The sequence below is a fragment of the Chryseobacterium potabilaquae genome (genome assembly GCF_902728265.1).
In the GTDB taxonomy this organism is placed as follows: Bacteria; Bacteroidota; Bacteroidia; order Flavobacteriales; family Weeksellaceae; genus Chryseobacterium; species Chryseobacterium potabilaquae.
This window is the reverse complement of sequence record NZ_CACVBR010000010.1, coordinates 58,959-78,701: the sequence shown is the minus strand read 5'-3', so window position 1 is coordinate 78,701 and position 19,743 is coordinate 58,959. Positions and strand designations below refer to the sequence as shown.

Annotated in this window: 19 protein-coding genes; 8 read left to right on the top strand and 11 right to left on the bottom strand. The window is 32.1% G+C overall.

Features of this window, described 5'->3' with window-relative positions; translation table 11 throughout:
* Positions 1–125: 125 nt before the first annotated feature.
* The 3 genes from CHRY9293_RS07785 to CHRY9293_RS07775 are packed head-to-tail and all read left to right on the top strand — an operon-like array spanning position 126 to position 3,668.
* Positions 126–1,388 carry a serine hydrolase domain-containing protein gene (locus tag CHRY9293_RS07785; protein ID WP_162032484.1) on the top strand — a complete coding sequence of 421 codons (1,263 nt, stop codon included), beginning with the start codon at positions 126–128 and terminating at the stop codon, positions 1,386–1,388.
* A 25-nt stretch (positions 1,389–1,413) separates the two neighbouring features.
* Entirely contained in the window at positions 1,414–3,207 is a 1,794-nt protein-coding gene (locus CHRY9293_RS07780; RefSeq protein ID WP_162032483.1) for an Ig-like domain-containing protein, read from the top strand.
* Between the two features lie 2 nt (positions 3,208–3,209).
* On the top strand, positions 3,210–3,668 hold the full coding sequence (locus CHRY9293_RS07775) for a heme-binding domain-containing protein (protein ID WP_162032482.1): 459 nt from the start codon (positions 3,210–3,212) through the stop codon (positions 3,666–3,668).
* Positions 3,669–3,765: 97 nt separating this feature from the next.
* On the opposite strand, the gene CHRY9293_RS07770 is transcribed toward CHRY9293_RS07775, so the two are convergent.
* From CHRY9293_RS07770 to CHRY9293_RS07750, 5 genes are all read right to left on the bottom strand, one after another.
* Positions 3,766–4,320 carry an NUDIX hydrolase gene (locus CHRY9293_RS07770; RefSeq protein WP_162032481.1) on the bottom strand — a complete coding sequence of 185 codons (555 nt, stop codon included), beginning with the start codon at positions 4,318–4,320 and terminating at the stop codon, positions 3,766–3,768.
* A 6-nt stretch (positions 4,321–4,326) separates the two neighbouring features.
* On the bottom strand, positions 4,327–5,238 hold the full coding sequence (gene xerD, locus CHRY9293_RS07765; RefSeq protein ID WP_122545383.1) for a site-specific tyrosine recombinase XerD: 912 nt from the start codon (positions 5,236–5,238) through the stop codon (positions 4,327–4,329).
* 5 nt (positions 5,239–5,243) lie between these two features.
* Entirely contained in the window at positions 5,244–5,666 is a 423-nt protein-coding gene (locus CHRY9293_RS07760; protein WP_122545382.1) for a deoxycytidylate deaminase, read from the bottom strand.
* 43 nt (positions 5,667–5,709) lie between these two features.
* Positions 5,710–6,477 (bottom strand): enoyl-CoA hydratase/isomerase family protein, encoded by a 768-nt coding sequence (locus tag CHRY9293_RS07755; RefSeq protein WP_162032480.1) that lies wholly within the window; start codon positions 6,475–6,477, stop codon positions 5,710–5,712.
* 90 nt (positions 6,478–6,567) lie between these two features.
* Positions 6,568–8,055, bottom strand: coding sequence for a catalase (locus tag CHRY9293_RS07750; RefSeq protein WP_162032479.1), 1,488 nt, complete (start codon positions 8,053–8,055; stop codon positions 6,568–6,570).
* 126 nt (positions 8,056–8,181) lie between these two features.
* Here CHRY9293_RS07750 and CHRY9293_RS07745 point away from each other — a divergent pair, with 126 nt between their 5' ends.
* From CHRY9293_RS07745 to CHRY9293_RS07725, 5 genes are all read left to right on the top strand, one after another.
* Positions 8,182–9,132 (top strand): LysR substrate-binding domain-containing protein, encoded by a 951-nt coding sequence (locus tag CHRY9293_RS07745; RefSeq protein WP_122545379.1) that lies wholly within the window; start codon positions 8,182–8,184, stop codon positions 9,130–9,132.
* Between the two features lie 195 nt (positions 9,133–9,327).
* On the top strand, positions 9,328–10,608 hold the full coding sequence (gene metK / locus CHRY9293_RS07740) for a methionine adenosyltransferase (RefSeq protein WP_122545378.1): 1,281 nt from the start codon (positions 9,328–9,330) through the stop codon (positions 10,606–10,608).
* Positions 10,609–10,688: 80 nt separating this feature from the next.
* The gene (locus CHRY9293_RS07735; protein WP_162032478.1) at positions 10,689–11,177 is read left to right on the top strand and encodes a hypothetical protein; all 489 of its coding nucleotides are present in this window, start codon (positions 10,689–10,691) and stop codon (positions 11,175–11,177) included.
* A gap of 191 nt (positions 11,178–11,368) precedes the next feature.
* Positions 11,369–11,959 (top strand): RNA polymerase sigma factor, encoded by a 591-nt coding sequence (locus tag CHRY9293_RS07730; protein ID WP_122545376.1) that lies wholly within the window; start codon positions 11,369–11,371, stop codon positions 11,957–11,959.
* A 202-nt stretch (positions 11,960–12,161) separates the two neighbouring features.
* A complete protein-coding gene (locus tag CHRY9293_RS07725) occupies positions 12,162–12,857 on the top strand; it encodes a YjjG family noncanonical pyrimidine nucleotidase (RefSeq protein WP_162032477.1) in 696 nt (231 codons plus the stop codon).
* Between the two features lie 157 nt (positions 12,858–13,014).
* Here CHRY9293_RS07725 and trpS read toward each other — a convergent pair whose 3' ends face one another.
* The 6 genes from trpS to ileS all read right to left on the bottom strand — a co-directional run bounded on the left by trpS (position 13,015) and on the right by ileS (position 19,620).
* Entirely contained in the window at positions 13,015–13,983 is a 969-nt protein-coding gene (gene trpS, locus CHRY9293_RS07720; protein ID WP_162032476.1) for a tryptophan--tRNA ligase, read from the bottom strand.
* Between the two features lie 158 nt (positions 13,984–14,141).
* A complete protein-coding gene (locus tag CHRY9293_RS07715; protein ID WP_162032475.1) occupies positions 14,142–14,786 on the bottom strand; it encodes a SanA/YdcF family protein in 645 nt (214 codons plus the stop codon).
* A 13-nt stretch (positions 14,787–14,799) separates the two neighbouring features.
* Positions 14,800–15,438: a lipoprotein signal peptidase gene (locus tag CHRY9293_RS07710; protein ID WP_162032474.1), complete on the bottom strand. Its 639-nt coding sequence runs from the start codon at positions 15,436–15,438 to the stop codon at positions 14,800–14,802.
* 26 nt (positions 15,439–15,464) lie between these two features.
* Positions 15,465–15,710, bottom strand: a complete 246-nt coding sequence (locus CHRY9293_RS07705; RefSeq protein ID WP_162032473.1) for a DUF6576 domain-containing protein — start codon at positions 15,708–15,710, stop codon at positions 15,465–15,467.
* A gap of 81 nt (positions 15,711–15,791) precedes the next feature.
* The gene (locus CHRY9293_RS07700) at positions 15,792–16,172 is read right to left on the bottom strand and encodes a TraR/DksA family transcriptional regulator (RefSeq protein ID WP_122545370.1); all 381 of its coding nucleotides are present in this window, start codon (positions 16,170–16,172) and stop codon (positions 15,792–15,794) included.
* A gap of 58 nt (positions 16,173–16,230) precedes the next feature.
* Complete coding sequence (ileS, locus tag CHRY9293_RS07695; RefSeq protein WP_162032472.1) at positions 16,231–19,620, bottom strand: isoleucine--tRNA ligase; 3,390 nt, start codon at positions 19,618–19,620, stop codon at positions 16,231–16,233.
* Between the last annotated feature and the right edge of the window lie 123 nt (positions 19,621–19,743).

The following is a 19,743-nucleotide window of genomic DNA, read 5'->3' as shown; positions in this document are numbered from 1 at the left end:
ATATAGAAGCATTAGCAAGGAGGCTCTTGGATATGCTCATTTTTGTGTTAAATAATTCATAATTTATATTCTATATTTAATATTTATTTAGCATTTTATTAAATTGCCGCTCATTTTTGAATCTCATGAAGAAGCGTCATTTAGTCTTTGCTATCACGATATTGTTATTTCTTTTTTCCTGTAAAAAAAAATCTGAAAACGGAAATGCCTCATTAGAAAATAGTACGAATCTGCCCAATTATGGAAATGTAGATTTGGATAAGGTCTTTACAAAAACTGATGGGTATATTGAAGATAAGGCATCACTTATTACGTATATTAATCAATATTATCATAAAGTTTGGGAAGGAAGTGATTTAAGTGGTGGTATCCTTGTAGCAAAAGGAGATGAGATTCTTTATGAAAACTACAGAGGTTTTGGTAGAGAGGGTAACCAAATGCCTATTAATAAAAACACACCTTTACATGTTGCTTCTGTGTCAAAAACAATGACTGCAATGGCAATGATGAAGCTAGTTGAAGCGGGTAAAATAAAACTTTCGGATCCTCTTAGCCAATTTTTTCTGGGATTCCCTTATCCTAATGTTACCGTTCAGACACTTTTGGATCAAAGAAGTGGACTTCCGAAATATGAATATTTTATTACAAAAATCCAACCGGCTCCTCAAGAGCTCTTGAAGCCATTTATTACCAATCAGGATATTCTTAATATGATTATTCGATATAAACCTGAAATGGCACGAGAGACCAATACCGGATTTATGTATTGTAATACAAATTTTGCATTATTAGCATTACTTATTGAAAAAGTTACTAAAATGCCTTTCCCACAAGCTATGAAAGAAATGGTTTTTACTCCATTAAAAATGAATAATAGCTATATTTTTCAAGAAAAAGATATTCCTACATCAGCGCAATCTTTTTATTATGGAGGTAATAAATTGTATCCTCTGGATAGGCTTGATCTAATATATGGAGATAAAAATGTATATACTACGCCTAGAGACCTTTATAATTTTTCAAAAGCTATGTTTTCAAAGAATTTTCTCAAACCCGAGCTTATGCAAATGATTTTTACTCCTTACAGTAATGAAAAAGCAGGCATGAATAATTATGGGCTGGGCTTTAGAATGAAAATTTTTGATAATGGTGAGAAATTAACATATCATAATGGATGGTGGCATGGTACGAACTCTGTCTTTGCCCATCTATTAAAATCAAAAGTAACCATTGTGGCTATAGGTAATAAATATTCCAATAGGGTATACACAGCCCTTGCTCTATCAGGTTTATTTGAAGATTTTCCCGTTCAAAAAGACAAGCTTACCAGTATAATGAATGATAATAAAGATTCTTTAAGCAGCCATAATGAAGTTTTTGGAGAATAATGTTTACTTTTGTCTAAACATATTCATGAAAAGATTTCTTCTATTATTAGTAATTACATTTCTGGTACACTCCTGTGCTAGAGTAGGGTCGCCTGTAGGAGGTCCTAAAGATACATTGGCTCCTAAGTTTTTAAGATCTAATATTGATACAACAAGAGTGAATGTCCCTAGGGATATTAAGGAGCTTCGACTTGATTTTGATGAGTATGTGACGCTAAAGGATATCAATAAAAACCTTATTATATCTCCTCCCATAAAAAGCATCAAGCGTATACTTCCATCTAATATTGCAAACAAATATGTTTTAATTCAATGGGCAGATACATTACAAGCAAATACAACCTATAATTTTAATTTTGGTAATTCAATTATTGATAATAATGAAGGAAATGCATTGTCTTATTATAATTTTGCTTTTTCTACAGGTGATAAGCTCGATGACTTATATATAAGTGGAGAAGTAAAAGATGCATTAGCTATAAAAAAAGATGCATCAAGTACTGAAAATAAACTTGTTGTAGGTCTTTATCAAGTGAAGGATACTATTAATTATAAACAGAAGCCTTATTATATTACGAAAGTAGATATGGATGGTTATTATGAACTTAACTATCTTTCTCCGGGTAAATATAAAATTGTAGCTTTCGAAGATGAAAATGGTAATTCGGTATATGATGCGGGAAAAGAAAAGATTGGTTTTCAGAAAGAAGAAATAAATATTGAGAAATCTATATCTGGATTGAATCTAAAGGTATATCCATCAAAAAAACCAGTTAAGTATAAAGAAATGAAAGAATTTCCGGGAGGGGTCTTAATGATGTTTGAAGGAAATCCCGAGAGTGTTAAAGTTCTTTCTATCAATGATAATCTTCAGGATATTAAAGTAACACATAATGTAAAATCGGATTCTATCAATATTTGGTTTGATGCTGTTAAAAATAAGGTTGGACAAACAGGTACTGAAAATTTAAAATTCAGCTACGATACTGGTACTAAAAAAGATACCGTTTCTGTTTTTTATAAGTATAATACTAAAAATTCCATGGAGATCAATAGCGATAATGGAGGCGGAATGTTACCACCAAATAGTGATTTTAAAATTCGTTCAAATTATTATATTGATAAAATTAATACGGAAAAGTGGACACTTAAAACAGAAGGTGATAGTTTGAATACAATCCCCTTTACCGCAAAAATTTCTGAAAAAAATCCTTATCAAATTACCGTAAAATCAGATTTTCAAACAGGGAAAAAATATCAGCTTACTGTTCCTAAAGAAACGGTGTCATCTTTTTATAGTAAAGTTTCAGTATCGAAACGCTTCGATTTTGAACAAGATAAGGTTGAAAATTATGGGAGGGTAGTATTTAGTTTGCAAAATGCACCTACAACGAGCTATTGGATTCAATTGTTAGATAATGCGGGAAAAATTATTTATCAAAAGTATGCTAAGGGAGATAAGGTCACTTTTGATATATTAAAACCTGGTGAATATATCACGAGAATCCTGGTAGACAATAATGAAAATCAATACTGGGATGAAAGTGATTTTCAAAACGAAATATTTGCTGAAGATGTTTATACATATTATAAATTATTATTAGTAAGACCACTGTGGGATACGAATGAAGTATGGGATCTAAAAGATACACGTGCTTTAGGAGATGTTAAAAGTTCAAAGACTTCTGCAAATAATAATAGTACAGTATTACCTAAAAGCAATATAGAGGAAAAAGTATTACAATCACCTATACAAAATTCAAATAATAAAGATGAAAGTGTAAGATCTGGGGATGCTATACTGACTCCTGTAAAATAGTTATGGATACGGCAAAAAAAATATTTTTTTGGTGCTTGGTAGGTTTTGTTATTATTCAATTTGTTCCACTTGACAGAACCAATAGACCTGTGAAGAAAGCTGTCAATTTTGTTGATTCTCAGAAATCTCCGGAAAAGATCAAAAGTTTGATAAAAGCAGCATGCTATGACTGCCATTCGAATGAGACAATATATCCTAAATACGCTTATATTGCACCTTTGTCTTGGTCTATAAAAGATCACGTAAATGAAGGAAGGGAACGGATTAATTTTTCTATCTGGGGTACTTATAATAAAGACCTTAAAGAAAGCATGCTTACTAAATCCATCCAGACAATAAATAATAAGTCGATGCCTTTACCTGGCTATATCGTTTATCATAAGGACGCTAATTTATCCGATGCAGAAAGAAGTTTATTAACTCAATATTTTGAGGAACTATTAAAGTCGAAATCGTACTAATTCGATATAAAATAAAAAATAGGTTGTCCAAAAGACAACCTATTTTAAGCTTTACTATATTCTGATGATAGTTTTATCTATAAAAATTATATATTTTCTAGACTAACTCTTCATTACATGAACTGTTTTTATATTCTAAATGATTTTTTAAATATTCTTTAAAAAATTTCTTTTGAGAATCAAATGCAAGCTCATCTAAATTTAACTTTTCTAAAGGTATCCACACCGCTTCAGAAATTTCAGTAAAATCTAATTTCACATCAAATTTTTCCGAAATACTATACTCATAAAATAAATCAATCGTATTGTAATCGATTTCTTTATATTGATATACATTAGGTAGACTAGTCAAGTACTTTAAAGAAGAAATATCTATATTAATTTGTAGCTCCTCAAAAAGTTCTCTTCTACAGGCTTCTTCCGCAATCTCTTTAGGATCAATAAATCCTCCTGCCAAATCTAGTTTTCCCTTTTTGGGCTCTCTATTTCTTCGGGTAAGATAAATTTCATCACCAAATCTAATCACGACAGCTACTGCTCCGGCAACATTATTATACAAAGTAAAGTTACATTTTGAACAATGCCATTTTTTTTCTCCATCCCAAAGTAAAGACTTATTACTACAGCTTGGACAATAATTCAATAATTTCATTATATCTTATACCGCATTAATATTTCTTGGATGATACGTTAATATAACATCCCGAAGTTCTTCTGTTTTTAGATGTGTATAAATCTCTGTTGTTGTAATGCTGGAATGTCCTAACATTTCTTGAATATAGCGTAAATCCGCGCCATTCTGTAATAAGTGGGTCGCAAAAGAATGTCTAAATGTATGAGGAGATATTTTTTTACTTACACCCGCCTTATCAGTCAGTTCTTTTATAATTAAAAATACGATAACTCTAGACATAGAAGTACCTCGAGAATTTAAAAACAAGGTGTCTTCATATTTTTTATTGATCTTATTTTTAGAACGAACTTCTTGAATATAGATTTTTAATAATTTTGCTGTATAATCTGCCAAAGGAACAAAACGAATTTTATTACCTTTTCCATTTACTTTGATATAATCTTCCTTAAAGTTAATGTCTGAAATTTTCAAATCAATAAGTTCTGAAACTCGTAGACCACAGCCATATAGAACCTCAATGATACATTGATTTCGCTTACCAAGATCAGAGCTTACTTCAATTGCAGCAATAATTTTATTGATATCCAGAAGGCTTAACGTATCTGGCAGGTATAAACCTAGTTTAGGCCCTTCCAGCAAGGTTGAAGGATTATCTTCTCTAAATTCATCCTCAAACATATATTTGAAGAAAGCTTTAATAGAAGAGATCCATCTCGCCTGAGATCTTTCACTGAATTTCTGCTTAGATAGATTAAAAATATAATCTTGCAGATTTTCATAACCGATAGTGTCTGGACCGACATTTTCCAGATCTTCTTCGGCATACTCTTTTAATTTTTTAATGTCTCGTACGTACGCGTCGAGGGTGTTTTCTGAAAAATTTCTTTCAAAACGAAGAAAAATTTCAAAATCTTTAATTTTTTCATCCCAAGTCATTTGTGTTACTTTTTTAATTCACAATCCGATATTTGCTCTATTTTAATATTATGGTTTCTTAAAAATGATATTCCGTCTTCATCAGAATATTCATTTATATATACTAATCTTTTAATCCCCGCTTGTAAAATAAGTTTACTACATTCTTTACAAGGTGATAGGGTTAAATATAAAGTTGCACCTTCTGCAGATTGGGTAGATGCTGCTAATTTCAATATGGCATTGGCTTCTGCATGTAAAACATACCAATGGGTTTTCCCGTTTTTATCTTCACAGCAGTTTTCAAAACCGGAAGGAGTACCATTATAACCATCTGAAATAATCATCCTATCTTTTACAATAAGAGCTCCTACTTGTTTCCTTTTACAGTAGGAAAGTTTTGCCCATTCTTGGGCCATTTTAAGATAAGCTATATCAAACTTATTCATACCACATCATTAGAGTTTCGAAATAATTTTGGATTAAAAATGTTTAGAAGTTGGGCTTTCTTTTTTCAAGAAAAGCTGAAACTCCTTCTTTTTTATCTTTAAGATCGAAAAGATCACCAAAATATTTGATTTCGGTTTCAAATCCATCCTCAGTATCATATAAATTCACAGCAGATATAGCCTTTGATATAGCCATTGGTGAATTATTGGCTATAGTATGAGCTAATTCCTTTGTTTTAAATAATAATTCTTCAATTGGAAACACTTCATTTACGAGTCCAATTTCCTTAGCTTTTTGTGCAGAAATCATTTTGGCTGAAAAAATAATTTCGTTTGCTAATCCTTTGCCCACCAATTTTGGTAGTCTTTGAGTTCCTCCATAACCAGGAATTAATCCTAGTGTAACCTCAGGAAGTCCCAACTTTGCATTTTCAGATGCATATCGGATATGACAGGCCATAGCTAGTTCCAATCCTCCTCCTAATGCAAAACCATTGACGGCAGCAATCACAGGCTTAGTTGAGTTTTCTATTTTATTAAAAAGAGAATTTTGTCCATTTCGTGCCAGTTCTTCTGCTTTTTCCTGCCCGAAGTCACTGAATTCTTTAATATCAGCCCCGGCAACAAAGGATTTTACCCCATTTCCTGTGATAATAATTACCCTACAAGATTCCTCCTCATTGAGCTCATCTATGGCAGAGCTTATTTCCTTAATTGTTTTTGCATTTAATGCATTTAAACTTTCAGGACGGTTTATTGTAATAATTGATATTTTATTTTCCCTTTCTAATAAGATATTCTCGTAACTCATTTCTACATTAAAATATTATACTCTGCAAATTATAACTTTTTTATAAAAAAAGAAAAAAATATTTCCTCTATTTTTAATATTTAGTAAAATTTATTTAGCATGGTTCATCATATTGATGTCAATACTGACGTGTAGCTTTGATGCTACTTTCATGCCAAGTTCTATATTCGCTCTAAAAAAGTGACATAATTGTCTATTTATAATCTCGCTTTTCTTGGCCCCATCTATGTTTTTCATACTTTCCACAATATTGTTAATAAGATTTTCTCTGTCTTCAGAACTCATTGATTTTGAATATAATAATCCGGGCTGAGTATAATGATCATCATCATTTTCATTTCTATTAAAATTTTCGACGTGAGCACTGTCTAGTTCATATGAGTAATTCTTATATGCCGGATCTGGAATTATAGTATCGAAACTATTGGGGAAATAATTAGGTTTGTCTTGATAATTGCTAGCGTCTGCCATAAATCCGTCCCTTTGATAGTTATTAACAGCAAAAGGGCATCTATTGACCTCCAATTGATGTGAATTTACTCCTACTCTGTATCGATGAGCATCAGGATAAGAAAATAATCTACCTTGTAGCATTTTATCTGGAGAAAAACTAATCCCTTTAATTAGATTACTTGGAGAAAAAGTAGATTGTTCAACGTGGGCAAAATAATTAACTGGTATTTCATTCAATTCCATTTCTCCGACTTCAATTAAGGGAAAGTCTTCGTGGAACCATACTTTTGTGACATCAAACGGATTCCATCTAAAATCTTTTGCTTGCTCTTCTGTCATCACTTGGATATACATAGTCCATTTGGGAAAATCGCCGTTTTCAATAGCATTGCAAAGGTCTTCTTGGGCAAAGTCCGGGTTTTCACCTGCCATTTTAATAGCTTCTGCGTGAGTGAAGTTCTTAATTCCTTGTTTTGTTTTTAAATGAAATTTTACCCAAACTCTTTCATTCTTTTCATTAATCATAGAGAATGTATGCGATCCAAAGCCGTGCATATGTCGATATCCATAGGGAGTACCTCTATCAGACATTAAAATAAGAACTTGATGGAGAGATTCCGGATTGAGACTCCAAAAGTCCCACATCATCGTTGCGCTTTTGAGATTAGTTTTAGGCACTCTTTTCTGAGTATGAATGAAATCGGGGAATTTTTTGGCGTCTTTAATAAAGAAAACAGGAGTATTATTTCCTACTAAATCCCAGTTTCCATCTTCTGTATAAAACTTGAGTGCAAATCCTCTTGGGTCTCTGGCGGTGTCAGCGCTACCTTTTTCACCTCCTACGGTTGAAAAGCGAGCAAACATTTTACATGAGTTGCCAATTTGTGAAAATAACTTGGCACTTGTATATTGACTAATATCATGTGTTACTGTAAATTTTCCATAAGCCCCACTCCCTTTTGCATGTACAATTCTTTCTGGTATTCTTTCTCTTACGAAGTGGGCAAGATTTTCTTGAAGTATAAAATCTTGCAACAAAACCGGACCTCTTGGACCAACTGTTTGTGAGTCCTGGTGCTCAAAATAGGGAGTACCATTGCTTAATGTTAATTTTTTAGAATCCATATTGTTACTATTTAAATGAAAAATTCTTTGTTTAGACTGTAAAGGTACTAAATATCAAATTTATTCGAATTTTTGGTTGCTAATAACAAAAACATTATATCTTTGTAATAGATAATATTAATCAGAATGAACATTCAGCAATTGGAGTATCTTATCGCTGTAGATAAGTACAAACACTTTGGAAAAGCAGCTCAAGCATGCTTTATTACACAGCCTACATTAAGTGCAATGATACAAAAGTTTGAGGATGAACTGGATGTGAAAGTGTTTGACAGAACAACGCACCCTATTCGGACTACAGATGTAGGAGTGCAAATTATTGATCAAGCAAAAATAATAATAGAATCTGTCAATGAGCTAAAAAATAAAGCCAATTTATTAAATAATATTTTAGGGGGGACTATTAATATAGGGATTATCCCAACTGTATCTTCTTTTATTTTACCGACAGAGATCTTTCAATTTTTGGAAGAAAATCCAAAGATTCGAATGAATGTAAAGGAAATGACTACTGATAATATTATTAAGGCATTAAAAGCTGGGGAGTTGGATGCAGGTATTATTTCAACACCTTATGACACGGCCGATGAGTTTTATCAGGACTTTTTATTTAATGAAGAGTTGATGATTTATAGTTCTGATACAGATGCCAATAAAAAGAACTCCTATATTATACCTGAGGAACTAAATGCAGAAAAAGTCTGGTTACTTGAAGAAGGTAATTGCCTTAGAAATCAGTTTGAAAATATATGTCATTTAAAGGAAAATACTTTAAAGCCTAAAAATCTTGATTTCCTGGCTGCTAATATACAAACTCTTGTCCATATGGTGGATAAAGTAGGAGGGATTAGTATTTTACCTGAACTAGCTTTAAGCCAGCTTTCGGAAGAGCAAACTAAAAATGTCTTCAGATTTAAAAAACCATTTCCTTATCGAGAGATAAGTATCATCTATTATAAACCTACATTTAAACAAAAAATTATTGATGAGCTATCTCATTCTATCAAAGTTTCTTTAGAAAAAAAATTGAATTTCAATGAAAATCCTAAAGAATTTGTTAGCATAAAACCCCAATAGTTTTGATATCGTATAAACTGTGAACAAAAATTTGAGTATTAAAAAAATAGTACTTAAATTTGCCAACGTTTACGACGAGGAAAAATTTGACCTGATTGCAACCTCTATAAAAAAGTGCTAAAACAGTATTTCTTTTAGATTCACAGGCAATTTACCTTATTGTACACTGTATTTTAATCTAAAAACAACAACTATATGTCTTATTTATTTACGTCTGAATCAGTTTCAGAAGGACATCCTGATAAAATTGCAGATCAGATTTCTGATGCGTTAATTGATCATTTTCTAGCATATGATAAAGAATCAAAAGTAGCTTGCGAAACGCTTGTCACAACAGGACAGGTTGTTTTGGCCGGAGAGGTGAAGTCTGGGGCTTATCTTGATGTACAAACTATTGCGAGAGAAGTTATTAATGGTATTGGATATACAAAGGGGGAATACATGTTTAATGGAGATTCATGTGGTGTTATTTCTGCGATTCATGAACAATCACCAGATATTAATCAAGGAGTGGATAGAGCTGTGTCTGATGAATCTTTTGAAGCGAAAGCTAATGCGCAAGGAGCTGGAGATCAAGGAATGATGTTTGGCTATGCGACGAATGAGACCGCAAATTATATGCCGCTTGCTTTAGATTTAGCCCATACTATTCTTAAAGAACTTTCTGCAATTAGAAGAGAAGAAAAAGATATCGCTTATCTTAGACCAGATGCAAAAAGCCAGGTTACGATCGAATATTCGGATGATCATAAGCCTATAAGAATAGATTCAATTGTCGTTTCTACTCAACATGATGATTTTGGTACAGAGGGTGAAATGTTAAATAAAATTCGTGAGGATATTAAAAACATTTTGATTCCAAGGGTAGTGGCTAAGCAAACAGAAGAAATCAAAGCGTTATTTAATGACCAGATTAAGTATCATATCAATCCAACTGGTAAATTTGTTATTGGAGGTCCTCATGGAGATACAGGTCTTACGGGAAGAAAAATTATTGTTGATACCTATGGAGGAAAAGGGGCTCATGGAGGAGGAGCTTTCTCTGGTAAGGACCCATCAAAAGTAGATAGAAGTGCTGCGTATGCAACAAGACACATTGCTAAAAACTTAGTGGCTGCAGGAGTTGCTGATGAAGTTTTGGTGCAGGTTTCTTATGCAATTGGAGTTGCTGAACCTTGTGGTTTGTATATTAATACTTTTGGGACTACCAAAGTAGATCTACATGATGGTGAAATTGCGGAAAAAGTTTCTTCAGTTTTTGACTTAAGACCGTATGCTATTGAGCAAAACCTTAAATTGAGAAATCCGATCTACCAGGAAACGGCTTCTTATGGACATATGGGTAAAGAGCATTACGTAGCAGATAAGGTATTCAATAAGGGGCATAAAAATGAACTTACATTGAAAAATCTTGAGTTCTTTACTTGGGAGAAATTAGATAAAGTTGATGATATTAAAAAGGCTTTCGGAATTTAATCATTTACTATACATAATTAATTGACTGCTTTATCTTAGATAAAGCAGTTTTTTTTAATTTTGCATCAAATATATTATCAATGAATTTTCGATTCACAATTACGATTATTGTATTTTTTATATCTACGTCCATAGTTAAAGCCCAATATACAATGCATAAAATGTTGAATGTGGGATATGTATACCAAAATCAAACATTTGGAGAAGTGGGAGGTAAATTGTTGTTCCTTAAAAATGATGATGTGATATATAGAGCAGGTATTTCTGCGCTTATGGGATCCACACATTCTGAATTTGCTATTATGCCAAAGTTACAGGCTGATGTTTTATTAAATTTTGAAAAAAATGTAGACTTTTATCATTCCTATTATTTTTTAGTGGGTGCGGAAGGCACTAATAAATATATTGCACCTAAGGTCGGAATTTCTCTTTTCGGTATTGTAGACCTTACAGGAGGATATGCATTTTCTCTTGGAGAAGCAAAGCTGAATGGAAAAGAGTTAAAAGGGCTAAATATCAATTTTACATTAAATGTACCTTTAGTCTTTCTTCATGATAAATTTAAGTAGTTTTTTTAAAACTTTTTTGTAAAAAATTAATAATTGATTAACAGTTATTAAAAAATTCTTATATTTACACCCTAAAATGTACTGCCTATTGATTTGACTTTACTCTTAAAACTGTTTTGTAATTGAAACCAAAACCAGATGAAAAATCTGGCTGGTGGGTTATAAACAAATATTTATTATAGAGAAGAGTTATGAAATTAAAATCAGATAGCTTATTAATATCCCTTTATCAGAAAGGAGACGAGGATGCCTTATCGGCACTTATTTATCGTTATCAGAGAGAATTGTTTACATTCATTTTTTACAAAATTAATGATGAAGACCTCGCAAACGATGTTTTTCAGGATACATTTATGAAAATCATTGTTATGCTAAAAGAAGGGAGATATAACGAAGAAGGGAAGTTTATTCTTTGGGCTAAAAGAATTGCCCACAATCTTATTATTGATCATTTCCGAGCCAAAGCTAAAAATATAAAAATTTCAGAAACTACTTTTGAAACAGATGAGTATTCTATTTTTGATTTATTAAGGGAGCCTTCTGAAAATATTGAAGATCAATTGGTAACGAATCAGATTCAAGAAGATTTGCTGAAAATGTTACAATACCTTCCTCAGAATCAACAAGAAGTTATTAAATTAAGGTTTTTCGACGGATTAAGCTTTAAAGAAATTGCGGATCATACTGACATGAGTATCAATACTACTTTAGGGAGGGTTCGTTATGCATTGATTAACCTGAGAAAAATCATGGACGAAAATAATATTATTTTGACAAGGTAAATAATAATAATTTGAAATTCCCGTTTTAAGGAAAACAAGTTTCGCCTATGAAGAAGAATGATTCCTTAAAAGTGAGAGCTTTGAAACCAAAAAAAGAGACAATTGAATTTTTACTTAGTTTTTCAAAGAATCTTGAGGTGATTAAAATCAATAATAAGAATTATCCGATTTCCAAAAATTAAAATTATTAATTTTGTGCTGTATGAAAATTCAGCACATTTTTTTTGATCTTGACAATACCATTTGGGATCATCGTAAGAATGCCTATCTTACCATTAAAGATCTTTTTAAAAAAGAGGAAATAGCGGTACAATATAATATCGATTTTGAAGAATTTCATTCTGTTTATCATGAGATTAATGAAATCCTTTGGGAGAAAATCAGAGATGAGGTTATTGATAAAGAATATCTAAGGAAGCATCGCTTCTATGATACATTTAAACATTTCAATGTAGATAATGAAGAGCTTTCTATGTCTTTTGAAGAACATTTTTTAGATAAAATTCTTAATTATAATGAATTGGTTGAAGGGGCTGAATATATTTTAGACTATTTAAAATCTAAAAATTATACCCTACATATTATTTCAAATGGATTTAAAGAAGTAACAGAAAGAAAATGTATTTTGTCGGGAATAGATCACTATTTTCAAACCATTACAAGTGCAGATACAGTTGGAGTAAGAAAACCACGTCCTGAGATTTTTGAATATTCTCTCCATTTAGCAAAAGCTACCAAAGAGGAAAGTATTCTGATTGGAGATGATTGGATTGCCGATGTAATTGGTGCGCAAAATTTTGGTTTGGATGTGATTTTTTTCAATGTATTAAATGAAAATAAAGAAGAGGAAGGATTAAAAGTCATTACACACCTTCTACAAATTAAAGAATATTTATAAGGCTTTGGTATCATAGCTATATATCTTTATTAAGCTCTATTTACGGTAATAAAACTTCTATATTGAGATCATTATTAAGAGGAGATATAAATAACCGGAGTTTGAGAAAGATGAAAGAAACCGTTTCAAAACATTTAGAAACGGCTTCTTTTTTTATTTAAATTCCTAAACTTTCTCTTACCCTTTTAAGAGTTTCTATAGCAATTATTCTTGTCTTTTGAGCTCCTTCTTGAAGTTTTGCTTCCAACTCATCAAGATGATTCATGTAGTAATGAAACATTTCTCTTTCTTTAGAAAAACGTGTTAAAATTAGATTTAACAATTCGGTCTTGGCATGGCCATATCCGAAGTTCCCAGCTAAATACTTTGCTCTTAAATCTTCTGTTTGCTCAGGAGTAGCTATTAATTGATAAATAGCAAAAATTTTATCTGTTTCCGGATCTTTCGGATCTTCTAGAGACTTAGAGTCTGTTTCAATACTCATTACCTGTTTTTTCAATTCTTTTTCAGGTAAAAAAATATTAATAATATTACCTCTGGATTTTGACATTTTATGACCATCAATTCCAGGTACATATTTAGTGTTTTCCTGAAGCTCAGATTGAGGCAATACGAAAACTTCACCCATTTGATTATTAAACCTAGAGGCTACATCACGGGCAATTTCTAAATGTTGGAGTTGGTCTTTTCCTACAGGAACGATTTCTGCATCATAGAGTAAAATATCTGCAGCCATGAGAATAGGATAAGTGAATAATCCTGCATTCACGTCCTGCAATCGGTCAGCTTTATCTTTAAATGAATGTGCTAAAGTTAATCTCTGATAAGGAAAAAAACATGATAAATGCCAAGAAAGTTCACAGGTTTCAGGAATGTCACTCTGTCTATAAAAAAATGTTTTTTCGGTATCTAGCCCACAAGCAAGCCAAGCCGCAGCAATCTCATAGGTATTTTGTTTTAGTTCTTTTGCGTCTTTAATCTGGGTGAGTGAATGAAGATTCGCAATAAATAAAAATGATTCATTTCCTTCCTGCTTGGATAATTCAATTGCTGGAATAATTGCACCCAACAAATTACCAAGGTGTGGGGTTCCGGTGGCTTGAATGCCGGTAAGAATTCTTGACATTGTTTAATATTTATATTTAAAAATTAATGAACTGCAAATTTAGTTATTTCTCATACAGATTTTGTAGAAAAAATAGAATCTTAGTTTAAAAATTAATGTATGGATATAGTCAATGATATATATCCTTGACATTTTATGAAAAAATAGAAAGTTTGTTTTTAAGGGATTACAATCTTTTCTCCTTTAAATTTAGGCTCAATTCCTAAAAGTAAATCGTAGTATGCTTTGGCTTTTGCTACATATTCCCTCAAATTGGTTTTAAGTCCGGCATATTTATTTACATCTTCTGCATTATATCCATATGCTTCCATTCCATTTCTTCTAGCCAAAAACACGGCTCTTTCATTGTGAAATTTTTGAGAAATGATAATTAACTTTTTTTGCCCAAAAATATCTTTTGCCCTTATCACGGAATCTAATGTTCTAAAGCCGGCAAAATCTAGAATGATATTATCTTGAGGGATACCATACTTCATTAAAGAAAGTTGCATGTCTTCTGATTCGTTGTAGTCTTTGCTACTATTGTCTCCGCTTACTATTATATATTTTATTTTTCCACTTTTATACAAGTCCAATGCGGCTTGAATTCTATTATAGAAATACGCATTGGGAGATCCATTATTTAAAGATTTACTTGTCCCTAAAAGTAAGGCCGTTTTTGTTTGTGGCATCTCTTTACTATCGTATGAAATAAATGGGGCGCTTTCTTTTTTTATGTTGTAGTTTGCCCAAGCAATAAAAATAAATCCTGCAACAACAAGTAGCAGGAAAATTTTAAATATATTTTTAGCTATATTTTTCATTTCACAGGGGATTTTAAAACTCCAATCCATTTGGGAAAGCTTTTTTTCTGAAAATTAATAGAAAAACAGCTCCAATGGTAATAGCAGAATCTGCTATATTGAATATATATTTAAAAAACTCAATGTGCCTGCCTCCAATTAAGGGGAAGCTTTCCGGAACATTCCAGTCAACCAAGGGAAAATGTAGCATGTCTACCACACATCCTTTCATAAAAGTTGAATATCCTTGTCCAAAAGGGACGAATTTGGAAATCCCACCATATCCAATCCATCGATCAATACTCGCGTCATATACGGTTCCACTATCAAAGATAAGTCCGTAAAACATCCCGTCAATAAGGTTGCCTATAGCTCCCGCAAAAATCATGGCCATTGGAATTAAAAGATAGTTTGATTCTCCTTTTTGTAACCATTTTTTGAAAAGGTAGATCATGCCTCCAATTAAGCATATTCTCACAATTACCAAAAAATATTTTCCAATAATTCCTCCAAAATGAAAACCATATGCCATTCCTGGGTTTTCTACGAAAGTTAATTTAAATCCCGGAAAAACGGAAATGCTGTCATCCAGATTAAAATGTGTTTTAATATAAATTTTTGAAGCCTGATCAATTAATAATATTAAGAATGTTACGGCTAAGATTTTTTTCAAGATTTCTAAATTTTTCTGCTATAATACTACATTTTGGACAATTCATCAAGTCTTTTCCTATCTTTTGTGGATAAATCATTGATTCCATTTTTGCCCATCTTACTCAAAAGTTTGTCAATTTCTTTTTCCCTTTCCCTTTTATCCGAATTAAATTTATCGTCAAGTGTATAGTTTTTTTCTTTGTTGGGAAAGAATTTGTTTTTAATCCATTCTCTATTGAAAAACAATAAAACAAGAATGAGAATAATGAATAGAAATACAATTTCAATCATAGGTATAAATTAAAAATTAGGTTTATAAAGTACTTTAATGAATACAGTATAAACCTAAAATTATTTTTGTTAACCTCGTGGTTATTTTTGCATATTCTTCGCTTCGATGCTTAATGTAGCATGTGGAACCGCCAAAAGTCTTTCTTTAGGAATAAGTTTACCGGTTACTCTACAAACACCATAAGTTTTGTTTTCAATTCTTATTAAGGCGTTTTTGAGATCTCGAATAAACTTCTCTTGTCTCCCTGCTAAAATTGCATTCTGTTCTTTACTTAAGGTTTCTGCTCCTTCTTCAAAAGCTTTGAAGGTAGGAGAGGTATCATCTGTACCATTATTTTGATCATTAATAAAGCTTTCATTAATCAAAGCTAAATCTTTCTCTGCCTTAGCGATTTTTTCCTTTATAACTGTCTTAAACTCCTGTAAATCAGTATCGCTATATCTAACTCTTTCGTCTGCCATATTCGTTTCTCTTTTTAATAAATTATGAAATGGAATTTGAAAAACAATAACTTATATGTTAATTTTTTTCAACATTTATCTTAAAATTAACCTCATCGATTTCGATTTCGTTAAAATTTGAAAGTGAAGATACAATTTCTATTTTATTTGACAAGACTTCTGACGAAATATATTCTTCATTTTTCTTAATATCGTGTAAAAATGGAGAGCTTTCTTCCATAAAAATGGTTATTTTATCTGTCAGCTCAAAATCTTTATCTTTTCTCAGATTTTGAATTCTGTTGATAAACTCTCTTGCAATCCCTTCCGATTTTAACTCATCTGTTAATGTCAAATCTAATGCCACAGTTGTTTTCCCATCAGAAGTAACAGTCCATCCTGGAATGTCTTTTGTGGAAATTTCCACATCATCAAGGGTTATTTCATACCCTTGGATATCTATTTTTCCTTCTTTTTCAAGTTGAGAAATGTGCTCTGTGCTAAGATTGGAAATTTCTCCTCCAACCGATTTCATGTCTTTTCCTAATTTAGGACCTAATGCTTTGAAATTGGGTTTTATTTGTTTTACAATTAAATGAGATGCTTCTTCTGCGTTGATTAATTGTAATTCTTTAACATTTACTTCTTGCTTAATTAAATCCGCAATAGCTAAAATTTGTTCTTCTGCTTTGGAATCCATTACAGGGACCAATACTTTTTGTAAAGGCTGACGGACTTTCATGTTTTCTTTTTTTCTTAAAGAGAAAACCATGCTGGTAATGTTTTGAGCTAAATGAGTTTTTTCAACTAAATCTGCATCGATTAAACTTTCATCAGCTACAGGGAAATCTGTTAAGTGAACGGACTCACAGTTTTCTTTTCCTGTTACTTTATTTAAATCCTGATATAATTGATCCATAAAGAACGGAGCAATAGGCGCAGATAATTTAGCAATAACCTCAAGGCAAGTATATAAAGTTTGGTAAGCCGAGATTTTATCCTCTGAATAGTCTCCTTTCCAAAAACGTCTTCTGCATAATCTTACATACCAGTTACTTAAGTTGTCGTTTACGAAAGTATTTATGGCTCTTGCTACTCTTGTAGGTTCATAATCTTCGTAGAATGCTTTTACTTCTTTGATTAATAAATTTAATTCAGAAAGAATCCATCTGTCGATTTCAGGACGGTTTTCAATTTCTTTTTCAGAATAGTTGAATCCATCAACATTAGCATATAACGCAAAGAATGAATAGGTGTTGTATAATGTTCCGAAGAATTTTCTTCTTACCTCATCAATACCTTCAATATCAAACTTCAGGTTTTCCCAAGGATTTGCATTTGAAATCATGTACCAACGCGTAGCATCCGGTCCATATACAGAAAGTGTTTCAAACGGATCAACAGCATTTCCTAAGCGCTTGGACATTTTCTGACCGTTTTTATCCAAAACAAGTCCATTACTCATTACATTTTTATAAGCAACCGAATCAAAAACAGCTGTTCCTATGGCATGCAGTGTATAGAACCATCCTCGTGTTTGATCTACACCTTCCGCAATGAAATCTGCAGGGAAGGCTTTATGATTATCTATGAATTCTTTATTTTCAAAAGGATAATGTAATTGTGCATAAGGCATTGAACCTGAGTCGAACCAAACGTCAATAAGGTCACTTTCACGCTTCATTTCTTTTCCTGAGGCCGAAACCAAAACTATTTTGTCAACTACATTTTTATGCAAATCAACCAAAGCATAATTTTGTTCAGACATATTACCTATCACAAAATCTTTGAATGGATTTTCTTTCATAAATCCGCTTTCAATAGATTTTTCAATTTCGTTGTATAATTCTTCTACGGAACCTATGATTTTTTCTTCTTTTAAATCATCTGTTCTCCATATTGGCAAAGGAATTCCCCAATATCTTGAACGTGAAAGATTCCAATCGTTCACATTTTCTAACCAATTTGCAAAACGTCCTTCTCCTGTAGCTTTTGGTTTCCAGTTGATTTCTTTATTTAAATTAACCAATCTGTCCTTTACTGCGGTCATTTTCACAAACCATGAATCCAGTGGATAATACAATACGGGTTTATCTGTTCTCCAACAGTGTGGATAGCTGTGTACGTATTTCTCTACTTTGAAGGCTTTGTTTTCAGTCTTTAATAGAATGGCTAATTCCACATCCCAAGATTTTTCAGGAGCAGTTCCATCATCATAATATTCATTCTTGATATATTTTCCTGAAAATAATTCAGGAACATTTTCTCCTTCAATAAATTTACCTTGTAAATCTACCAATGGGACAAGATTGTCATTTTCGTCTTTTACCAACATGGGAGGTATTCCCGCGTCTTTTGCCACTCTTGCATCATCTGCACCGAAAGTGGGAGCAATGTGAACAATACCGGTACCATCTTCTGTGGTAACAAAGTCTCCTAAGATCACTTGGAAAGCATTTTCAGGAGTATCATTTGGCGTAAACCAAGGAATTAACTGCTCATATTGAGTTCCTGTAAGTTTTTCTCCTGTGAATTCTTTTAAAATTTTAAAAGGTATAGTTTTACTTTCAGGAGTATAATTAACAAAATCTTCATCACTGCCTTCAAAATATTTTTTACCGAAAACCTTAGGTAATAGAGCTCTTGATAAAATAATAGTTACGGGTTCAAATGTATACTGATTAAAGGTTTTAGCCAAATAATATTCAATATCTCTTCCTACAGCAAGTGCTGTATTCGATGGCAATGTCCAAGGAGTTGTTGTCCATGCAAGGATATGTATGTCCCCTTCAACATCATTAAATAACTCGGAAGTTTCTTTTTTAGCCTTAAATTGAGCTACAATTGTGGTGTCTGAAACATCACGGTAAGTTCCCGGTTGATTCAATTCATGTGAAGAAAGTCCTGTTCCTGCTTTTGGAGAATAAGGCTGGATGGTGTATCCCTTGTATAATAATTCTTTATTATATAATTGTTTTAGCAACCACCAAACGGTCTCCATATATTTTGACTTATAAGTGATATAAGGATCGTTAAGGTCTACCCAATATCCTATTTTTTCCGTAAGGTTATTCCACACATCGGTATAGCGCATTACTGCTTCACGGCACGCTTTGTTATAATCTTCAATCGAAATCTTTTTGCCAATATCTTCTTTAGTGATTCCTAATTCTTTCTCGACACCTAGTTCGACCGGAAGTCCATGGGTATCCCAACCCGCTTTACGAAAAACCTGTTTTCCATTTTGGGTCTGATAACGGCAGAAAATATCCTTTAATGCTCTAGCCATTACATGGTGAATTCCGGGCATGCCGTTTGCTGAAGGTGGTCCTTCATAAAAAACAAACTCTGGTTTCCCTTCACGAATCTCAACACTCTTATTGAAAGTTTTATTTTGTTTCCAAAATTCTGCTACATTCTCTGCTACGTCAATAAGGTTGAGGTTTTTGTATTCTTTAAATTGGCTCATTGTAAATATCTCAATATCGATGATTAATTAAGTTGGCAAATTTACTAAAATTTGTCGGTTTATAATATGTTTTATTTTGATATCATCTATTAAAAAGTTCAATTTCAGAAATATAAATAGTAA